Source organism: Corallococcus sp. CA041A (assembly GCF_003612075.1).
Lineage (GTDB): Bacteria > Myxococcota > Myxococcia > Myxococcales > Myxococcaceae > Corallococcus > Corallococcus exiguus.
The window spans coordinates 1-15291 of the sequence record NZ_RAWF01000131.1; the positions used below are offsets into that span (position 1 = coordinate 1).

Below are 15291 nucleotides of genomic sequence, written 5' to 3' on the forward strand. Positions count from 1 at the left end.
CGCCCGCACCCGCCCGGCCAGCGGCGTGAGCACCGACACCAGGTGCGCCGCCGCCGCTTCCGCTTCCTCGCCGGACAGGTCCGGCAGCAGCACCATCAGCGTGCCACCCACCTGTCCCACCCCGTCCATCAACCGCAGCGCGCCGTGCAGCGCCCGCACCAGCTCCACCTGCGGCACCCGCGCGGACTCCACCTCCAGCGCGAGCACGCTCACCGCCAGGCCCGAGCTGTGCACCCGGTCCAGCTCCTCGGAGAGCCGGGCCCGCAGCCCTTCGGTCTCCAGCGCCCGCCGCTCCGGCAGGGGCCGCTCGCCCCGGTGGAACACCAGCGTCACGTTGCCCAGCGTCACCACGTCGCCGCCGTCCAGGGGCCGCGTCCCCTGCACCCGCTCGCCGTTGACCCGCACGCCGTTGTGGCTGCCCAGGTCCGCGATGAACGCCTCGCCCTCCGCCACGCCCACCTTCGCGTGCTGGCGGCTCACCGACGCGTCCTCCACCACCACGTCCGCCCCCACCGCGCGGCCAATCACCACCGACCCTTCCCGGGGCAACGGCACCAGCGTGGAGGTGTTCCCCTGCAGGAGCAGCAGGTACAGCCGGTCCGCCGGGGCGGCGCGGGAGGGCCCCCTGCGGGAGTCCTCGGTGTCCATCATGTCGCGTGGCTCCATTCCTCGAAAGAATGCCCAGGCCCTTGAATTCCGGGCAACCCGGTTGCCCTGATTGATTTGCGGGTCAGGCCGTGCGCGGTCCATGCTCCCACCCGGGAGGAGAGGGACTTTCATGGCCAAGATGCTGAAAGAAGGGGATGCGGTTCCGGATGTCACACTGCAGGGGCCGGGCGGCGCGCCGGTGCGCCTGCGCGACCTGCTGGGTGACAAGGCGATGGTCATCTACTTCTACCCGAGGGATGACTCCCCGGGATGTACGGTCCAGGCCTGCAGCCTGCGGGATCAGTACCAGGACTTCACGGACGCGGGCGCGGACGTGGTGGGCATCAGCAGCGACTCCGCGGAGTCCCACGAGAAGTTCGTCGCCAAGTACCGCCTCCCCTTCCGGCTCCTCAGCGACCCGGATGGCGCGGCGCGCAAGGCCTTCGGGGTGGGCACCAACTTCCTGGGACTGCTGCCCGGCCGGGTGACGTTCGTCGCGGACAAGGGCGGCACCATCCGCTACGCGTTCGAGTCGCAGATCCAGGTGAAGAAGCACGCCGAACACGCGCTGGATGTCGTCCGGTCGCTCACGGGCCAGGGAGCCGCTCCCACCCGTTCCGCCTGACACACGTGTCTGCCGTGCGTTTCCCGGTAGACTGATTCCCGTCGTCCCGGCCGTGGGAGCCGGGACGCCTCACCCCCGCCGCTAGCAACATCGGAGCACATCGGGTGGGCCGGAGGTCATGCCATGCGGTTTCACTGGTTGCTGGGACTGTCGTTGTGCGTCGGCGGCTGCGCGAGCCTGACGAAGGACCTCCATGACGACACGCCGGAGGACGAGGAGGTCCCCACCGAGGAGACGGTGTACCTGGTCCCGCTGGACGAGGCGCTCTTCACCATGCGGCGCGTCTTCGAGTCGCAGCGCTACGACGTCTTCGAGCGCGAGGGCCACCACGAGCTCTACACGTCCGCGCACGAGCCCGGGGTGAACCTGCCCGGCAACCGCACCTACGAGCGCTACTTCGTGAAGGGCGCGTCGCTGGGGCCGCGCCAGTCGGTCATCCGCGTCTTCCGGCTGAGCTACCGCGAGCAGGACACGAACATCGAGGTGAAGCCCAAGTGGCTCAACGAGCGCATCGCGGACGAGGAGAAGTACCTCTCCCGGAAGACGTTCGAGCGCTTCACGTTCGACGGCGTGCCGGACATGGAGGGCTTCAAGATGGTGCGCGGCACACGCGACCTGCCCCTGGAGCGCAAGCTGCTGGCGAAGCTGGAGATGGTGCCGTCGCTGGAGCTGGTGGGTGGCAGGACGAACGCGCCCGTGCGCGCCGTGCAGGTGGAGGGCTGGGATGACGACACGGCCCAGCCGCCGCCGGTGAAGTGCGGGGCGCCGCTGCAGGGCGTGGAGCCGCTGCTCACGGCGGGGAACACGGTGCTGGTGGGAGATCCACTGGGCACGCGTGAGCTGCCGGAGATCGCCACGCGGATGCTCTGCGACGCGGTGGAGAAGAAGCTGTCCGTGGCGTTGGCGCTGTCCATGCCGTCGGAGGATCAGGGCGCGCTGGACGACTACCTGGCCAGCGAGGGCCACGGCCCGGACCTGGAGCGGCTGCTGGTGGTCAGCTCGTTCTGGCGCCGCGTGTATCAGGACGGCCGCAGCAGCGGCGCCCTGCTCCGCCTCATCGAGCAGGCGCGGAGGCTGCGTGCGCAGGGGCACTCCGTGACGGTGCTGGCGTTCGATTCGAACAACGCCTCTGGCAACGCGCGCGAGGCGGAGATGGCGAAGAATCTCATCGCGTACCGCCAGGCGAATCCGGACACGTGGCTGCTGGCGCTCGCGGGTGACGTGCACGTGCGCACGAAGCCGGTGAGCTGGAACAAGGACTTCGAGCCGCTGGGCTGGCGGCTGACGAAGGCGCTGCCCGCGTCGCCGGTGAAGGCGCTGGAGGTGGGCTTCGCGCGAGGTTCGCAGTTCTCCTGCCGGTTCAACGTCTGGGAGCAGGTGGACTGCAACGTCTTCGCGCTCAGCCCGACCCCGGAGCTGCGCCAGGAGCCGGGAACGCCGCGCAAGGTGGCCATGTTCGACGGGCCCAGCGACACGGGCTTCCACGGCCGGCTCTGGGTCGGAGCCCTCAACGCCTCACCCCCGGTCATCCAGCGCGCCGCGCCGCCCGTGGCCCAGCAGCAGCCGGGCGCCGCGAAGCCCGCGGACGCGGAGCACTGATACGGGGTGGCGCAATTTCCACACCCGGAGTGCTAGACTCAGGCGTCCGGGGATGGTGCTGCCTTGGGCCGTCCCCTTCCACGAAAGGGGGCAGGACCATGCGGATGCACTGGATGCTGGGACTTCTGTGCATGACGGGTTGCACGGGCATCTCACGTGGGCTGGATGGGGATCCTCTGGACACGGAGCCCATCCCCACCGTGGAGCGCGTGTACCTGGTGCCTCTGGATGAGGCGATGTTCGTCGCGCGCCGCCTGCTGGAAGAGCAGCGACTGGACATCTTCGAGAACAACACCACGCATGAGCTGTACTCCCAGTCCTGGGAGATCGGCGTCAACGTCCGCGGCAACCGCACCTTCGAACGCTACCTGGTGCGCCCCGAAGAGGTCGGCCCGCGCCAGTCCATCGTGCGCATCTTCCGGCTCCAGTACCGCGAGGCGGAGGACGCCGTCACGCAGCAGACGCCCGAGCCGGGCAGCCAGAAGCGGAACGACCACTACTACAACCACAACCGCGAGGTGTTCGCCCACGAGACCTTCGAGGCCGTCCCGCAGATGGAGGGCTTCCGGCTGCGCCGCGGCATCCGCGACCTGCCCCAGGAGCGCAAGCTGCTGATGCGCCTGGAGATGGCCCCCTCCCTGGAACTGGTCGGCGGCAAGGCCTCCATCCCCGTGCGCGACGTGAAGGTCGCCGGCTGGACCCCGGAGACCCCGGAAGCCGCGCCCCGCTGCGGTGACCCCGTGGAGGGCGTGGACGCGCTGCTCACGCAGGGCGGCACCGTGCTGGTCGCGGACCCCATGGGCACGCGCGAACTGCCGGACGCCGCCTCGCGGATGCTCTGCGACGCCACGGCGAAGAAGCTGCCGGTGGCGCTGGCCCTGTCCGTGCCGTCCGTGGATCAGGGCGCGCTCGACGAGTACCTCACCAGCGCCGGCACGGACGCGGACCTGGAGCGGTTGCTCGTGCTGAGCGACTTCTTCCGCCGCGTGGATCAGGACGGCCGCAGCAGCGCGGGCGTCATCCACCTGCTGGAGTCCGCGCGACGCCTGCGGCACCAGGGCCACGCCGTGTCGGTGGTGGCGTTCGACTCCAAGCAGGCGGCGGGCAACGCGCGCGAGGAGGAGATGGCCGCGAACCTCATCGCCTTCCGCAAGGAGAACCCGGACGCGTGGATGCTCGTGCTCGCGGGCGACGTGCACGTGCGCACCGGTGGCGTGAACTGGGATTCGAAGTTCGAACCCATGGGCCACCGCCTCACCGCCGCCCTGCCCTCCTCACCCGTGCGGGCCCTGGACGTGGGCTTCGCGCGCGGGGCCCACTTCGCCTGCCGCTTCAACGTCTGGCAGCAGGTGGACTGTGACGTGCACGGCATCAACCCGGCGGCGGACGCGCGCCAGGAGCCGAACACGCCGCGCAAGGTGGCCCTCTTCGACGCGCCGGGCGAGACAGGCTTCCACGGCCGGCTCTACCTGGGCACGCTGAGCCCGTCCCTGCCCGTCCTCCAACGCGCCGCGAAGCCCGTGGTCCAGCAGCAGGCCCCGGCGAAGCCCGCGGACGCCCCGCACTGACCGCGACGGCGCGGGCCCCGGACCCGCCGGAGCCCGCGCACGGAAGCGACCAACAGGGCACGCCGCGCCTCTCAACCTCAACTTGCCGTGTTGTCATGGATTGCAATGGCAGCCACTTTCACCATCCGCAGCCTCGCGAGCGCAGCCGTGTTCCTCGCCCTCGTCGGGTGCGGCTCGGCCACTGTCGGCGGGGGCGGCAGTCCGGCGCGCGCGAAGTGGGTCGGGTCGGTCGTCAGGACGCCGGACGGAGGGCAGCTCCGCACGACCATCTACTACGGGCCCTGGCAGTGCAGCGCCGCGTTCCTGTCCCGGTGCGAGTCGAAGTGCGCAGCGCAGGGCTACCCGCTCATGGGCTGCATGTGGCTGGCGGACATCAAGGGGGACTGGCAGGGGCGCTACCTCTTCATGCCCGCGGAGGCCGGCGGCCGCCTTGCCATCACCCACTGCTGCTGCGACTACCCGAAGGTGTCGGACGGGAAGTGGCGCCGGGACACATGGAAGAACTCTCGTAACGCGTTCCGCGATGAGTGGGGCCGCGAGTTCGGCGGCTGGCCATCGACGGGCGGTGCCAACTGGCAGGGGCACCATATTTTTGACCTGGGGCACGGAGGGGCGCCGGTGGCCCGCGACAACGTCCTCCCGGTGCCCGACAACGTGCACGGCGTGCTCAACCGCGAGTATCCCGCCTGCTACGCGCCGGGTGGCCAGTGGCTGAAGCCGGGCCCCGAGCGGCCCTACGTGGATTGACGGCCATGCCCATGGACCCACTCCTGGCCGAAGTCTCCCGGCTCCACTTCCCCAACGCGCCCGCGACGCTCGCGCAGTTGGCCGCCTTCGAGGCGCGCGTCGGGTGGGAACTGGACGAGGACCTGCGCGCCTTCTACCTGCACTGCGACGGGTGCACGCTCTTCGCGCCACGGGTCGATGCCCTCTACCGCGTCTTGCCGCTCGCGGAGATCCGCCGCGCCCGCCTGGCCATCCGAGCCAGCGACGAGGACCGGGACGGGGCGCCGTCCGTATTCACGCTGGTGGACATGCAGGACTCCGACTACGTCGTCCTGGACAGCACCCAGCGCGAGGCGGGCCAATACCCGCTGTTCGACGCCTTCCATGAGACATTCCCGGAGGAGATGGAGTGCATCGCATCCAGCTTCGCGGAGTTCCTGGAGCGGGCGCTGCGCAGCGGCAACCGTGCATTCTGGTTGAGCGGCGAGTCACCGAGTCGCTGAGATGGGCCTGAAAATCCAGCGCGCCGCGAAGCCCTTGGTCCAGCAGCAGGCCCCGGCGAAGCCCGCGGACGCCCCGCACTGACCGCGACGGCGCGGGCCCCGGACACACCGGAGCCCGCGCACGGAAGCGACTACGGCGCCTTCGCGTTGAGGTTCACGCCGCTCACCACCAGGGCGTAGTTGGCGTCCACCGCCGCCGTCGCCGTGTGGGCGTCCTGGACCACCTCATCCGCCAGGACCTCCACCTTCCACGTGCCCGCGGCGGGGTTCGCGAGGAAGACGTTCTCCACGGTGTCCACCTTGTTGGACACGCCGCCGGACGTGGAGACGTTGCCCGCGGTCAGGCCGTTGTTGCCCCAGTACACGGTGCCGTTGGGCGCCGTCACGCGCAGGGACAGGTCGTTGATGCGCGCCCGCGCCGCACCCACCGTGCCCATGGGATCCGTGTAGACCATCGTGACGTTGAGCTCCGGCTCGCCGCTGGCCACGGTGAAGGAGTACGTCCTGGAGCCGAGCGGCGCGAGCACATCCGTCTCGTCCACGACGAACGTCTTCGCGGCGCGGTCATACAGGCGCTTGACGTCAGACGTTCCCCAGCCCTGCTTGTTGCGGTCAATGTCCGCGTTGGCGCCGCCAGCCAGCCAGTTGTACTTGGACGCGCCGTTGATCATCAGCGCCTTGGCGGTGGCCATCTTCGGGCGGCTGGTGAAGACGTCCGCCTTCTTGCCGTGGCCGGCCCACACGCCCTCGTGCCACATCTGGTGCAGCAAGCCGAAGAAGCCCGCCGTCTGCGGCGTGGCGGAGCTGGTGCCGCTGAACTCCGTGTACGCGGTGTCCGAGGAGCCGTACGCGCCCCGGACGTTGTCGTAGTAGAAGGCCAGGTCCGGCTTGATGCGGCCGTCCGCCGCCGGGCCGATGCTCGCGCCCGACGACCAGCGATCATCCGTGCGCGCCTGCGTGTTGTAGTGCCGGATGCCGCCCACGGAGACGATGTTCTTCGCCCACGCCTGCGGCCGGGAGTTGCGTGAGCCGTTGTTGCTCTGCGACTGCGTGCTGAGGAGGGGCGCCTTGAACAGGTAGTCGTCCACCTCCGCGGAGATGGTCGTGTACGCCGTCGTCAGCGTGCTGCCCACGCTGGAGGTCTGGAACACCGCGCGGTAGGGGCCGTTCGGGTTGAGCAGCTCCTGGTTCATCGCGAGCCGGGACTTGGTGCCGCCGAACTGCGTGGACTCCGAGTAGAGGAAGAAGATGCCCTGCCCGCCCGGCAAGATGCCCTTGGCCAGCGGATCCACTCCACTGGCGAAGTTGTGGCTGTAGCAGCTGGTGCCGTGCAGCGAACCGGAGGACGTGCCCGTGCTGTGGATGATGGGCGTCGTCGGCCACTCACGGTGGGTGGTGCGCAGCTCGGTGTCGAAGATCTCCCCGCGCACGCCCTGCCCGTTCCAGCCCTTGAGCCCCTGGACGTAGTTGGCGCCGCCCGTCTCGCGCACGATGTCCATGTCCACCTCGCCGGGGCCGCCCCAGCGGTCGATGAACTGCACCTCGTTGGCGCGCGCGACCGAGGCCAGCTGCTCCTGGTTGAGCGTGGCCTCCACGCGCAGGCCGCCCGGCTCCACCAGATCCACCTTGCCGCCCAGCCGCTCCACCAGCGCCGTCACGCGGGCCTGGCGGGCCGCGCCGCCCTCACCCAGCATGATGGAGTAGCGCTGGGGCGCCAGCGCCGCCGCCCGTCCGAGCAGCGCGTCCCGCAGCACCGGCTCCAGGCGCCACTCCGGGTGGTAGTCCCCCACCCACCGCACGGCCGGAAGCTGGGACACCCGCGCGCGGACCTCCGACGGCATCTCCACCAGGTACGTGTGGTCCGACAGGAAGCGCAGCACCTTGCCGCCCGCGCTCTCAATCGTCTCGCGGTACTCCGGCAGCGGCGTGCCGTGGAACTGCACCAGCGAAAGGGTGTTGTCCCGGTCCGCCACCAGCGCATTGCCCAACAGCGGCGCGGTGCGAGCCAGCGGGTCGAACGACGCCTCCGCCAACCGGATGAGGTACTCCTCCTGCTGCACGCGGCCCAGCAGCTCCGAGCCGCCGCGCGTATACGCGGAGAAGGCGCGCTCCGTGCCGTCCGTCTGCCGCTCGCGCCAGACGTGCAGCTGCACACCGGTGTCCCGCACCACGTCCAGGCTGCGCAGGCCACTGACCGGTCGCGCCGTCTGGTGGAACACCCGTCCCGACGGCGTCGCCAGCGTCGTGCCCCCTGCCTTGAGCGCCGTCGCCACCGCCGCGCCTGGCGCCGCCGGAGCCCGCGTGGCCGATGAAGGGGGGCGCTCCGCCGCGAGCGCTCCAGCCGGAACCGCCAGGGTGCAGCCCAGCACCAGCGCCGTCACCGGCCGCCAGCCACCACGAGACGTCGAGAACTGCTTCCGCATGTTCTGCATGTCGTGCACTCCCTTCAAAGTGAGAATAACCTGTAATACACATTAAGACTGTATTTCAAGTCCTTGCCACTCAGTTGCAATAGGGCGTGCTTTTTGCGTCCGGGATGTTCGCTCCGAGTAGGTCCAGGTGGTTTTGAATGGGTGGAAGTAGCCCGAATCTCTCAACAATCAGGAGTGTAAGAGCCACACACTGAGCGGAAACAAACCGCCGGAAAGGTCGATAACCTCAATACACATGACTTCCATCAATCCGAACCGGCCCACTCCGACCTTCCAGCCGACGCAGTCGACGGTTCCCGCCAACCGCCCCGCGAGCGCGCCGCAACCGCAGGCGCCCGCGCAGCAGCCGCCCGAGGCGCAGGCCGCGGCGGAGCGCAACCGCGACTCGTTCTCGCCCGCCGCCGCGCTGCGCCCCTCGGGCCGCGCCCGGGTGACGACGCAGGGTGACAACTTCGTCCTGGAGGCCCAGGGCCAGGTGGGCAACCGCGGCTCGACGCCCCGGGGCGGCGTTCCGACGCGCCTGGGGACGGCGAACGCGAGTGGTTCGTTCGGGCTGCAGGGCAGCCTGCGAGTGGAGGTGCCGCGCGAGGCCGCCACGGACGCCATCCGCAATGGCCAGCTGCCCAACCCCGCCTCCCCGGAGACGTGGCCGGTGGGCACCCGCGCCCGGGCGGAAGTCCAGGGCCAGGCGGGCTTCAACGCGGGCCTGCGCGCGGGCCCGGGCCGGCTGGGCGAGCGGCTGGGGCTGAGCACGTCGTATGACCGCACCCAGACGCAGCGCTACGAGGTGCAGCGCACGTCGGAAGACACCGTGCGCGCCACGGTGACCAGCGACGGCCGCCAGCGGGACGCCACGAACATCCGCGGCCTGGAGGGCCGGCAGGATCAGCGCCTGGGGCACACCCAGTCCGCGGACTTCAACATCCGCACGCCGGAAGGCCGCGCGGCCTATGACGACTTCATGCGCACCGGCCAGCTGCCCCGCGAGAACGGTGCGGGCGTGAGCAACGTGAACCGCACGGACACGCTGGACCAGACCCGCGAGGGCCGCGTGCTGGGCCGCGAGGTGGCCACCACCGAGCGCCAGACGCGCCTCACCGCGGACGGCGCGGGGGATCAGACCGTGCGCCAGACGGACCGCAACGTGGCGGGCAGCACGCAGACCACGGACATGCAGGTGGGCGCGGACGGCAACGGCCGGGCGCGCACGGCCATCAACGACTCCGTGGTGGCGACCACCACCACGCGTCCCGGCCAGCCCCCGGAGACGAGCTACGAGCTGACCTTCACGGATCCGAACGCGGCGGCCCTCGCGCGCGGCGCCTTCTCCAGCGACGACGCGGCGGCGTCCGGCTCCGGCCCGTTCACGGCGCGCCTCAACGAGCAGCAGGCGCGCGCGCTGGTGGAGCGCACCATGGGCCAGGGCCTGCAGGGCGGCCAGCAGGCGCTGGACCGCGCCTTCCGCACGCTGTCCACCAACGGCCAGCAGACCTTCGCCACGACGCTCTACAACTCGACCGTGGACACCCGGAACCCCAACGCCGCGCGCCGCCCGCTCGAGTCCACGCCGCCCGAGGCCGCCGCCCCGGCGCAGCCGCGCCCCCCGGCCGAGACCGTCCCGATGTCGTAGTCCCGCCGTCCCGGGCGGGGTATGGGACCTCCCATCGATGAGGTCCCCTCCCCGCCCCGCCTTGTCCGCATGCATGACCTGAACGCGCTGGTCGGCACGCACGACCTGCTCTTCCTCACGCTGGACACGCTCCGCTACGACGTGGCCCGGGAGGAGTTGGAAGCAGGCCGCACCCCCACCCTGGCCGCGCTGCTGCCCGGCGGCCGGTGGGAGGAGCGGCACACCCCGGCGAGCTTCACCTACGCCGCGCACCAGGCCTTCTTCGCGGGCTTCCTCCCCACCCCTGTCACTCCGGGCCGGCACTCGCGCCCCTTCGCCCTGCGCTTCGAGGGCAGCGAGACGACGGGCCCCGGCACCTGCGTGCTGGACGCGCCGGACCTCGTCACGGGGCTGGCCGGGCGCGGCTATCACACGGTGTGTATTGGCGGGACGGGGTTCTTCAACCAGAAGAACCCCCTGGGCCGAGTGCTCCCGGGCCTCTTCTCCGAGGCGCACTGGGCCCCGGAGCTGGGCGTCACCGACCCCCAATCCACGGAAAATCAGGCATCACTCGCAGTGAAAATCCTGGGTGCGCTGCCCCGGGAGCAGCGGGTGTTCCTGTTCATCAACATCTCCGCGCTGCACCAGCCCAACCGGCACTACGTGCCCGGGGCGACGGAGGACTCCAAGGCGACGCACGCGGCGGCGCTGGCGTACGTGGACAGTCAGCTGCCGCCCCTGTTCCAGGCGCTGCGACGGCGCGGCCCGGCGTTCTGCATCGTGTGCTCGGACCACGGCACGGCGTACGGCGAGGACGGCTACACGGGGCACCGGCTGGGGCACCCGGTGGTGTGGACGGTGCCCTATGGCCAGTTCGTGCTGCCGGTAGACTCCGCGCCATGACGCGCCTGGAGTCGATGCTCGAAGGGACGCCGTACGTGGCGTACCTGTACGGCTACCCGCACAAGACGGCCTACCGCCCGCTGACGCCCGCGCTGCCGTTGGAGGACGTCTGGGCGAAGGAGCGGCGGGACGCGCTGTTCCTCTACCTGCACGTGCCCTTCTGCGAGATGCGCTGCGGGTTCTGCAACCTCTTCACCGCCGCGGGCCCGAAGGAGGACGTCGTCGAAGCGTGGCTCGCCGCGCTGAAGCGCGAGGCCCTCCGGGTGAAGGAGGCGTTGGGGCCGTCGACGTTCGCTCGGGCCGCCATTGGCGGTGGAACCCCCACCCTGCTGGACGTCGCGGGGCTGGAGACGGTGTTCGACCTGGCGGCGGAGCTGGGCGTGAACCCGCGCGACGTGCCCATGTCCGTGGAGGTGTCGCCGGAGACGGTGGACGCGGACAAGGTCGCGCTCTTGAAGGCCCGGGGCGTGGACCGCGTGAGCATGGGCGTGCAGAGCTTCCTGGAGACAGAGGTCGCCGCGGTGAAGCGGCCGCAGAAGACGGCGCAGGTGGAGGCCACGTTGGATCTGCTGCGGAGCGCGGGCTTCCCCACGCTCAACCTGGACCTCATCTACGGCATCGAGGGCCAGACGGTGGAGACGTTCCTCCACTCGCTGGAGGCGGCGCTGCGGTACTCGCCGGAGGAGCTGTATCTCTACCCGCTCTACGTGCGGCCCCTCACCTTCCTGGGCAAGAAGTCGCGCGCGTGGGACGACCTGCGGCTGTCGCTCTACCGGACCGGCCGGGACTTCCTCCTGTCGCGCGGCTACACGCAGGTGTCCATGCGGATGTTCCGCGCGGCGCATGCCCCCGCGGCTCGCGGCGCGGTGTACCGCTGTCAGGAGGACGGCATGGTGGGCCTGGGCGTGGGGGCACGCTCGTACACGGGCGCGGTGCACTACTCGTCCGAGTACGCGGTGGCCTCGCGAGAGGTGCGCGGCATCATCCAGGCGTACAGCGAACGGGACACGGCCTCCTTCGGTGAAGTGCGCTATGGCTTCGTGCTGGACACAGCCGAGCAGCGCCACCGCCACCTGGTGCTGTCGCTGCTGGCCGAGGGCGTGGACCCGGGCGTGTACCGCCAGCGCTTCGGCACGGAGGCGAAGGCGGACTTCCCGATGCTCGCGGAGTTGGAGGCGCACGGGCTGGCGCGCGACGTGGACGGCGTGTTCCAGCTCACTCCCGCGGGCGTGGAGCGCTCCGACTTGATTGGTCCCTGGCTGGACTCCGAGGCCGTGCGCGCGCGCATGACGGAGTACGCCTGGCGATGAAGCTCACCGTGCTCTACCGGGGCCCGCTGTCCGGCTGTAACTACGGCTGCGAGTACTGCCCCTTCGGCAAGTGGAAGCAGAGCGAGGAGGAGCTGACGAAGGACCGCGCGGACCTGGAGCGGTTCCTCCAGTGGGTGGAGTCGCGCACGCAGGACACCGTGTCCGTGTTCTTCACGCCGTGGGGCGAGGCGCTCATCTGGCCCTGGTATCAGCAGGCCCTCGCGCGGCTGACGCATCTGCCCCACGTGGAGCGCGCGGCGGTGCAGACGAACCTCTCCTGCCGGCTGGATTGGCTCATGGACTGCCGCACGGAGAAGCTGGGCATCTGGGCCACGTACCATCCGGAGTGGATGAAGCGTTCGCGCTTCCTCGCGCAGTGCGAGCGGCTGTCGGAGCAAGGCGTGCGGCACAGCGCGGGCATGGTGGGCTTCCGGCGCTTCGCGGACGAGGCCGAGGCCCTGCGTCGCGAGCTCCCCGAGGACACGTACCTGTGGATCAACGCGGTGAAGGACGGCCTGGACGCGTACACGCCCGAGGACGTGGAGCGCTTCACCCGAATCGACCCGCTCTTCCCGGTGAACAACACCCGTCACCCCAGCCGGGGCCGGGCCTGCCGTGGCGGAGAGTCCGTGCTGTCCGTGGACGGTGACGGCACCGCGTACCGGTGTCACTTCATCAAGGAACCGCTGGGCAACCTCTACGCGCCGGACTTCGACGCGGCGTTGAAGCCGCGCCCGTGTTCGAAGGACACGTGCGGGTGTCACATCGGCTACGTGCACCTGGAGTACCTGGAGCTGGATCGCGTGTTCGGCTCCGGGCTGCTGGAGCGCGTACCGGCGACGCGGCTGTGGGCGGGCGGCGCTCAGCGCAGCGCATCGCGGATCTCCCAGTCGTAGACGGACAGGCCGTCGCGCGTGAGGCCTGGGAGCAGGTCCCCGAAGGCGTTCGCCTCCAGCACGCGGTGGCCGTGGAAGAAGTCCTCGAACATCAGGTCGATGCCCACGTGGAGGCAGTCGTGCGCGCGGGCCACGGCGCGGCAGCTCTCCATCGCGGCCTCCAGTTCGCTGGGCGGCACCGCCGCGTGGAAGGCGTCCAGGTCTCCCCGGTAGCCGCCCAGATGCAGGTTGGTGATGGGCAGGCGGCTCTGGCGCACGACGGTGAAGACGGGCTCGCCGCGCACGGTGAGGACGCGGCAGTCGAACAGGTCCCCGCCCAGTCGTGCCTTGGGCCGGGCCTCCTCCACCTGTGAGCCCTCGCGCAGGAGGAAGGACAGCACCGCGTCCACCTCTCGCGCGTCCGTCACGCGGCGCACCTTGAGGGAGTTGAACCAGCCGGTGGCGCCTCGGTGCAGGCTGGTGAGCAACGAGCCTTGCGCCAGCCCAGGCCGGTACACGGCGAGGCACGACGCGGACGAACCGCAGGACAGCTTCACGAACGCCTCGCGGAAGCTCGCATCTCGCAACGCCTGGCGCAGGGCTTCCGGTGTCGTGCCCGAAGCCACGTCCAGGAACGGCGGCACGGGGATGCCCAGGGACGAGTACCGGCGCGACGTGATGCGCTTGTCGAACAAGTCCGCGATGGCGCGGGGTGAGGACAGCACGCGCCATCGGGGACGCTGCGCGAACCGGTCGGACAAGTCCTCCAGCACGCGCAGGAAACCCAGGTGATGCTGCCGGGGGCACAGCACGCGGCCGTGTTCATCCGGCATTGCATCCAATTGCTCGGGCGTCACGGTGTCGCAGCCCGCGCCGAGCGCATTCGTGAAGCCGCGCTGGAGGAAGGCGCGCTCCACGGCCGCGTCCTCCCCCGCCGCGTCGATGCGGACGATGCGCTCCGTGTCGGGGAGCTCCAGGAGGGTATCGGGCGCGCGGGCCACGGTCTCCCACGCCACCACGTGCGCGGGAGGCAGCCCGGCGCGGACCAGGGCCTCCTGGAAGAGCGTGACGCGCCGGTTCCCGGGGTTGCCGATGATCAGGAACGGCGGCGCGGCGGACGGCATGGAGCTGGGCTACTCGCCCACGGCGGCGTAGCGCGACTCCTCGTCGTAGGGCGTGCGCTGGTTGCCGCTCGCCACGGACTTCGCGACGTTGGCCACGGTCTTCTGCCCGGCCTTCGTGAGGAAGTTCTGGGTGACATCCAGCGTCTTGAGGTGCGCGAAGGCCTTGGCGTTCTGGGCCAGCGTGTCCGCGCCCGCGTCGCTCATCGTGCCCATGGACAGATCCAGCGCTTCGATTTGAGCGAGGAGCTTCGACTTGGGCAGCGCCGCGCACAGCTCGTCCGTGAACTCGGAGTTGCGCAGCCCCAGCTTGCGCAGGGCCGGCACGCCCTCCGCGTCGAGCAGCGGCTTGAGGTCCTTCACCCCGCCGCTCGCGCCGTAGTTCTCCTGGCCGAACCAGATCTCCAGCGACTCCAGCTTCGGCCACTTCGCCTTCACGATCTCCTTCACCGCGCCCTGGTGGAGGCCACCGGTCTCCACGGTGAACGACCGCAGCTCCGGCAGGTCGATCTTCCCGAACCCGATCTCACCGCCGCGCACGCGCAGCTCCTGGAGCTGGGGGTAGACCTTGTAGAGCGGCTTGAGGTCGCCCACCTGCGTCCAGGAGATCTCCGTCTCGTCCGGGAACTCGAAGTCGCCGATGAACAGCGAGCGCAACGGCGGTGCGGGCTTCGCCTTCGCGAGCGCTTCGAGCGTTTCGTCGTAATCGTTCTCGCCGTCGAAGCTGGCCATGCCCAGGGTCAGGCGGCTCAGGAATCGCGCGGACGGATGGGCCAGCAGCTCGGCCAGCAGGTCCGGGATGTTCGCTTCGGAGTCGTAGTCCACCTGCCCCAGCCGGGCCTCGCGGATGTAGCCCAGGTGCCACTCGAGCTTGAGGGTCTCGTCGGAGACGGCCTCCGCCAGCGACTCGCCCAGCAGCTCTCCCGCGTGGTCCTCGATGAGCTTCGCGATCTCCTTGCGCGAGGCCGAGGGTGCGCCCAGTACGGAGTGCTGGAGTCGGATGAGCTCGGCGCGCGGATCGCCTTCTCCCTCCAGCCATTCGGCGTACGCGAGGTAGCCCTTCACGTCGTCGGGCTTCGCGAGGATGGCGGCCTCCAGGTCCGGGTTGACGGCGGACTCGGCGGTGGCCTCCCCTCCGTCGCTGTCCCCGCTCTCGGCGAGCGTGTAGCCCTTGCGCACCTTCTCGTGGACCTGCGCTTCGTAGGCCTTCTTCGCCTCCGCCTTGGAGTCGAACTCCTCGACCTTCTCCTGGCCATCGGTGCCGATGCGGCCCCAGCGCTTGGTCAGCGTGGTGCCCTCCAGGGTGATCTCCCAGAACTTGCTGGAGCTGCCTTCCGTGAACTCGTAGCGAGGCATCGCGCGTCCCTTTGGC

The 15291-nt window shown here is 70.3% G+C and carries 13 protein-coding genes; 9 read left to right on the forward strand and 4 right to left on the reverse strand.

Translation table 11 applies throughout. From position 1 onward, the window contains the following. The coding region (locus D7V77_RS22975) for an FHA domain-containing protein (protein WP_158624467.1) at window positions 1–651 on the reverse strand (651 nt) is incomplete at its 3' end. A 127-nt stretch (window positions 652–778) separates the two neighbouring features. Here D7V77_RS22975 and D7V77_RS22980 point away from each other — a divergent pair. The 5 genes from D7V77_RS22980 (at window position 779) to D7V77_RS23000 (ending at window position 5669) form a co-directional block, all read left to right on the forward strand. Beyond that, window positions 779–1273, forward strand: coding sequence for a peroxiredoxin (locus tag D7V77_RS22980; protein WP_120578434.1), 495 nt, complete (start codon window positions 779–781; stop codon window positions 1271–1273). A 123-nt stretch (window positions 1274–1396) separates the two neighbouring features. Further along, a complete protein-coding gene (locus D7V77_RS22985) occupies window positions 1397–2872 on the forward strand; it encodes a hypothetical protein (protein WP_120578435.1) in 1476 nt (491 codons plus the stop codon). 113 nt (window positions 2873–2985) lie between these two features. Then, window positions 2986–4440 carry a hypothetical protein gene (locus D7V77_RS22990; protein WP_233597178.1) on the forward strand — a complete coding sequence of 485 codons (1455 nt, stop codon included), beginning with the start codon at window positions 2986–2988 and terminating at the stop codon, window positions 4438–4440. Window positions 4441–4545: 105 nt separating this feature from the next. Next, window positions 4546–5187 (forward strand): hypothetical protein, encoded by a 642-nt coding sequence (locus D7V77_RS22995; RefSeq protein WP_120578437.1) that lies wholly within the window; start codon window positions 4546–4548, stop codon window positions 5185–5187. 5 nt (window positions 5188–5192) lie between these two features. After that, the gene (locus tag D7V77_RS23000; protein WP_120578438.1) at window positions 5193–5669 is read left to right on the forward strand and encodes an SMI1/KNR4 family protein; all 477 of its coding nucleotides are present in this window, start codon (window positions 5193–5195) and stop codon (window positions 5667–5669) included. Between the two features lie 131 nt (window positions 5670–5800). Here D7V77_RS23000 and D7V77_RS23005 read toward each other — a convergent pair whose 3' ends face one another. Continuing rightward, window positions 5801–8101: a S8 family serine peptidase gene (locus D7V77_RS23005; protein ID WP_120578439.1), complete on the reverse strand. Its 2301-nt coding sequence runs from the start codon at window positions 8099–8101 to the stop codon at window positions 5801–5803. Window positions 8102–8336: 235 nt separating this feature from the next. On the opposite strand from D7V77_RS23005, the gene D7V77_RS23010 reads away from it, so the two are divergent. The 4 genes from D7V77_RS23010 (at window position 8337) to D7V77_RS23025 (ending at window position 12819) form a co-directional block, all read left to right on the forward strand. Continuing rightward, window positions 8337–9731 carry a hypothetical protein gene (locus tag D7V77_RS23010; protein WP_120578440.1) on the forward strand — a complete coding sequence of 465 codons (1395 nt, stop codon included), beginning with the start codon at window positions 8337–8339 and terminating at the stop codon, window positions 9729–9731. 69 nt (window positions 9732–9800) lie between these two features. Continuing rightward, window positions 9801–10613 carry an STM4013/SEN3800 family hydrolase gene (locus D7V77_RS23015; protein ID WP_120578441.1) on the forward strand — a complete coding sequence of 271 codons (813 nt, stop codon included), beginning with the start codon at window positions 9801–9803 and terminating at the stop codon, window positions 10611–10613. Then, on the forward strand, window positions 10610–11923 hold the full coding sequence (locus tag D7V77_RS23020; protein ID WP_120578442.1) for an STM4012 family radical SAM protein: 1314 nt from the start codon (window positions 10610–10612) through the stop codon (window positions 11921–11923). The genes D7V77_RS23015 and D7V77_RS23020 overlap by 4 nt, the downstream gene beginning before the upstream one ends. Then, window positions 11920–12819, forward strand: a complete 900-nt coding sequence (locus tag D7V77_RS23025; RefSeq protein WP_120578443.1) for an STM4011 family radical SAM protein — start codon at window positions 11920–11922, stop codon at window positions 12817–12819. Before D7V77_RS23020 ends, D7V77_RS23025 begins: the two co-directional genes overlap by 4 nt. On the opposite strand, the gene D7V77_RS23030 is transcribed toward D7V77_RS23025, so the two are convergent. Both D7V77_RS23030 and D7V77_RS23035 read right to left on the reverse strand, forming a co-directional pair. Continuing rightward, on the reverse strand, window positions 12786–13922 hold the full coding sequence (locus tag D7V77_RS23030) for an STM4014 family protein (RefSeq protein ID WP_120578444.1): 1137 nt from the start codon (window positions 13920–13922) through the stop codon (window positions 12786–12788). The two genes, D7V77_RS23025 and D7V77_RS23030, sit on opposite strands and share 34 nt — an antisense overlap. A gap of 9 nt (window positions 13923–13931) precedes the next feature. Next, a complete protein-coding gene (locus tag D7V77_RS23035) occupies window positions 13932–15275 on the reverse strand; it encodes a WGR domain-containing protein (RefSeq protein ID WP_120578445.1) in 1344 nt (447 codons plus the stop codon). Window positions 15276–15291: the final 16 nt, after the last annotated feature.

What these genes read in the sequence shown, in the direction of transcription:
- D7V77_RS23025 (WP_120578443.1), top strand. Translation starts at nt 11,920, where the DNA reads ATGAAGCTCACCGTGCTCTACCGGGGCCCGCTGTCCGGCTGTAACTAC.
- D7V77_RS23005 (WP_120578439.1), bottom strand. Translation starts at nt 8,101, where the DNA reads ATGCAGAACATGCGGAAGCAGTTCTCGACGTCTCGTGGTGGCTGGCGG.
- D7V77_RS22990 (WP_233597178.1), top strand. Translation starts at nt 2,986, where the DNA reads ATGCTGGGACTTCTGTGCATGACGGGTTGCACGGGCATCTCACGTGGG.
- D7V77_RS23015 (WP_120578441.1), top strand. Translation starts at nt 9,801, where the DNA reads ATGCATGACCTGAACGCGCTGGTCGGCACGCACGACCTGCTCTTCCTC.
- D7V77_RS23010 (WP_120578440.1), top strand. Translation starts at nt 8,337, where the DNA reads ATGACTTCCATCAATCCGAACCGGCCCACTCCGACCTTCCAGCCGACG.
- D7V77_RS23035 (WP_120578445.1), bottom strand. Translation starts at nt 15,275, where the DNA reads ATGCCTCGCTACGAGTTCACGGAAGGCAGCTCCAGCAAGTTCTGGGAG.
- D7V77_RS23000 (WP_120578438.1), top strand. Translation starts at nt 5,193, where the DNA reads ATGCCCATGGACCCACTCCTGGCCGAAGTCTCCCGGCTCCACTTCCCC.
- D7V77_RS22995 (WP_120578437.1), top strand. Translation starts at nt 4,546, where the DNA reads ATGGCAGCCACTTTCACCATCCGCAGCCTCGCGAGCGCAGCCGTGTTC.
- D7V77_RS22980 (WP_120578434.1), top strand. Translation starts at nt 779, where the DNA reads ATGGCCAAGATGCTGAAAGAAGGGGATGCGGTTCCGGATGTCACACTG.
- D7V77_RS23020 (WP_120578442.1), top strand. Translation starts at nt 10,610, where the DNA reads ATGACGCGCCTGGAGTCGATGCTCGAAGGGACGCCGTACGTGGCGTAC.
- D7V77_RS22985 (WP_120578435.1), top strand. Translation starts at nt 1,397, where the DNA reads ATGCGGTTTCACTGGTTGCTGGGACTGTCGTTGTGCGTCGGCGGCTGC.
- D7V77_RS23030 (WP_120578444.1), bottom strand. Translation starts at nt 13,922, where the DNA reads ATGCCGTCCGCCGCGCCGCCGTTCCTGATCATCGGCAACCCCGGGAAC.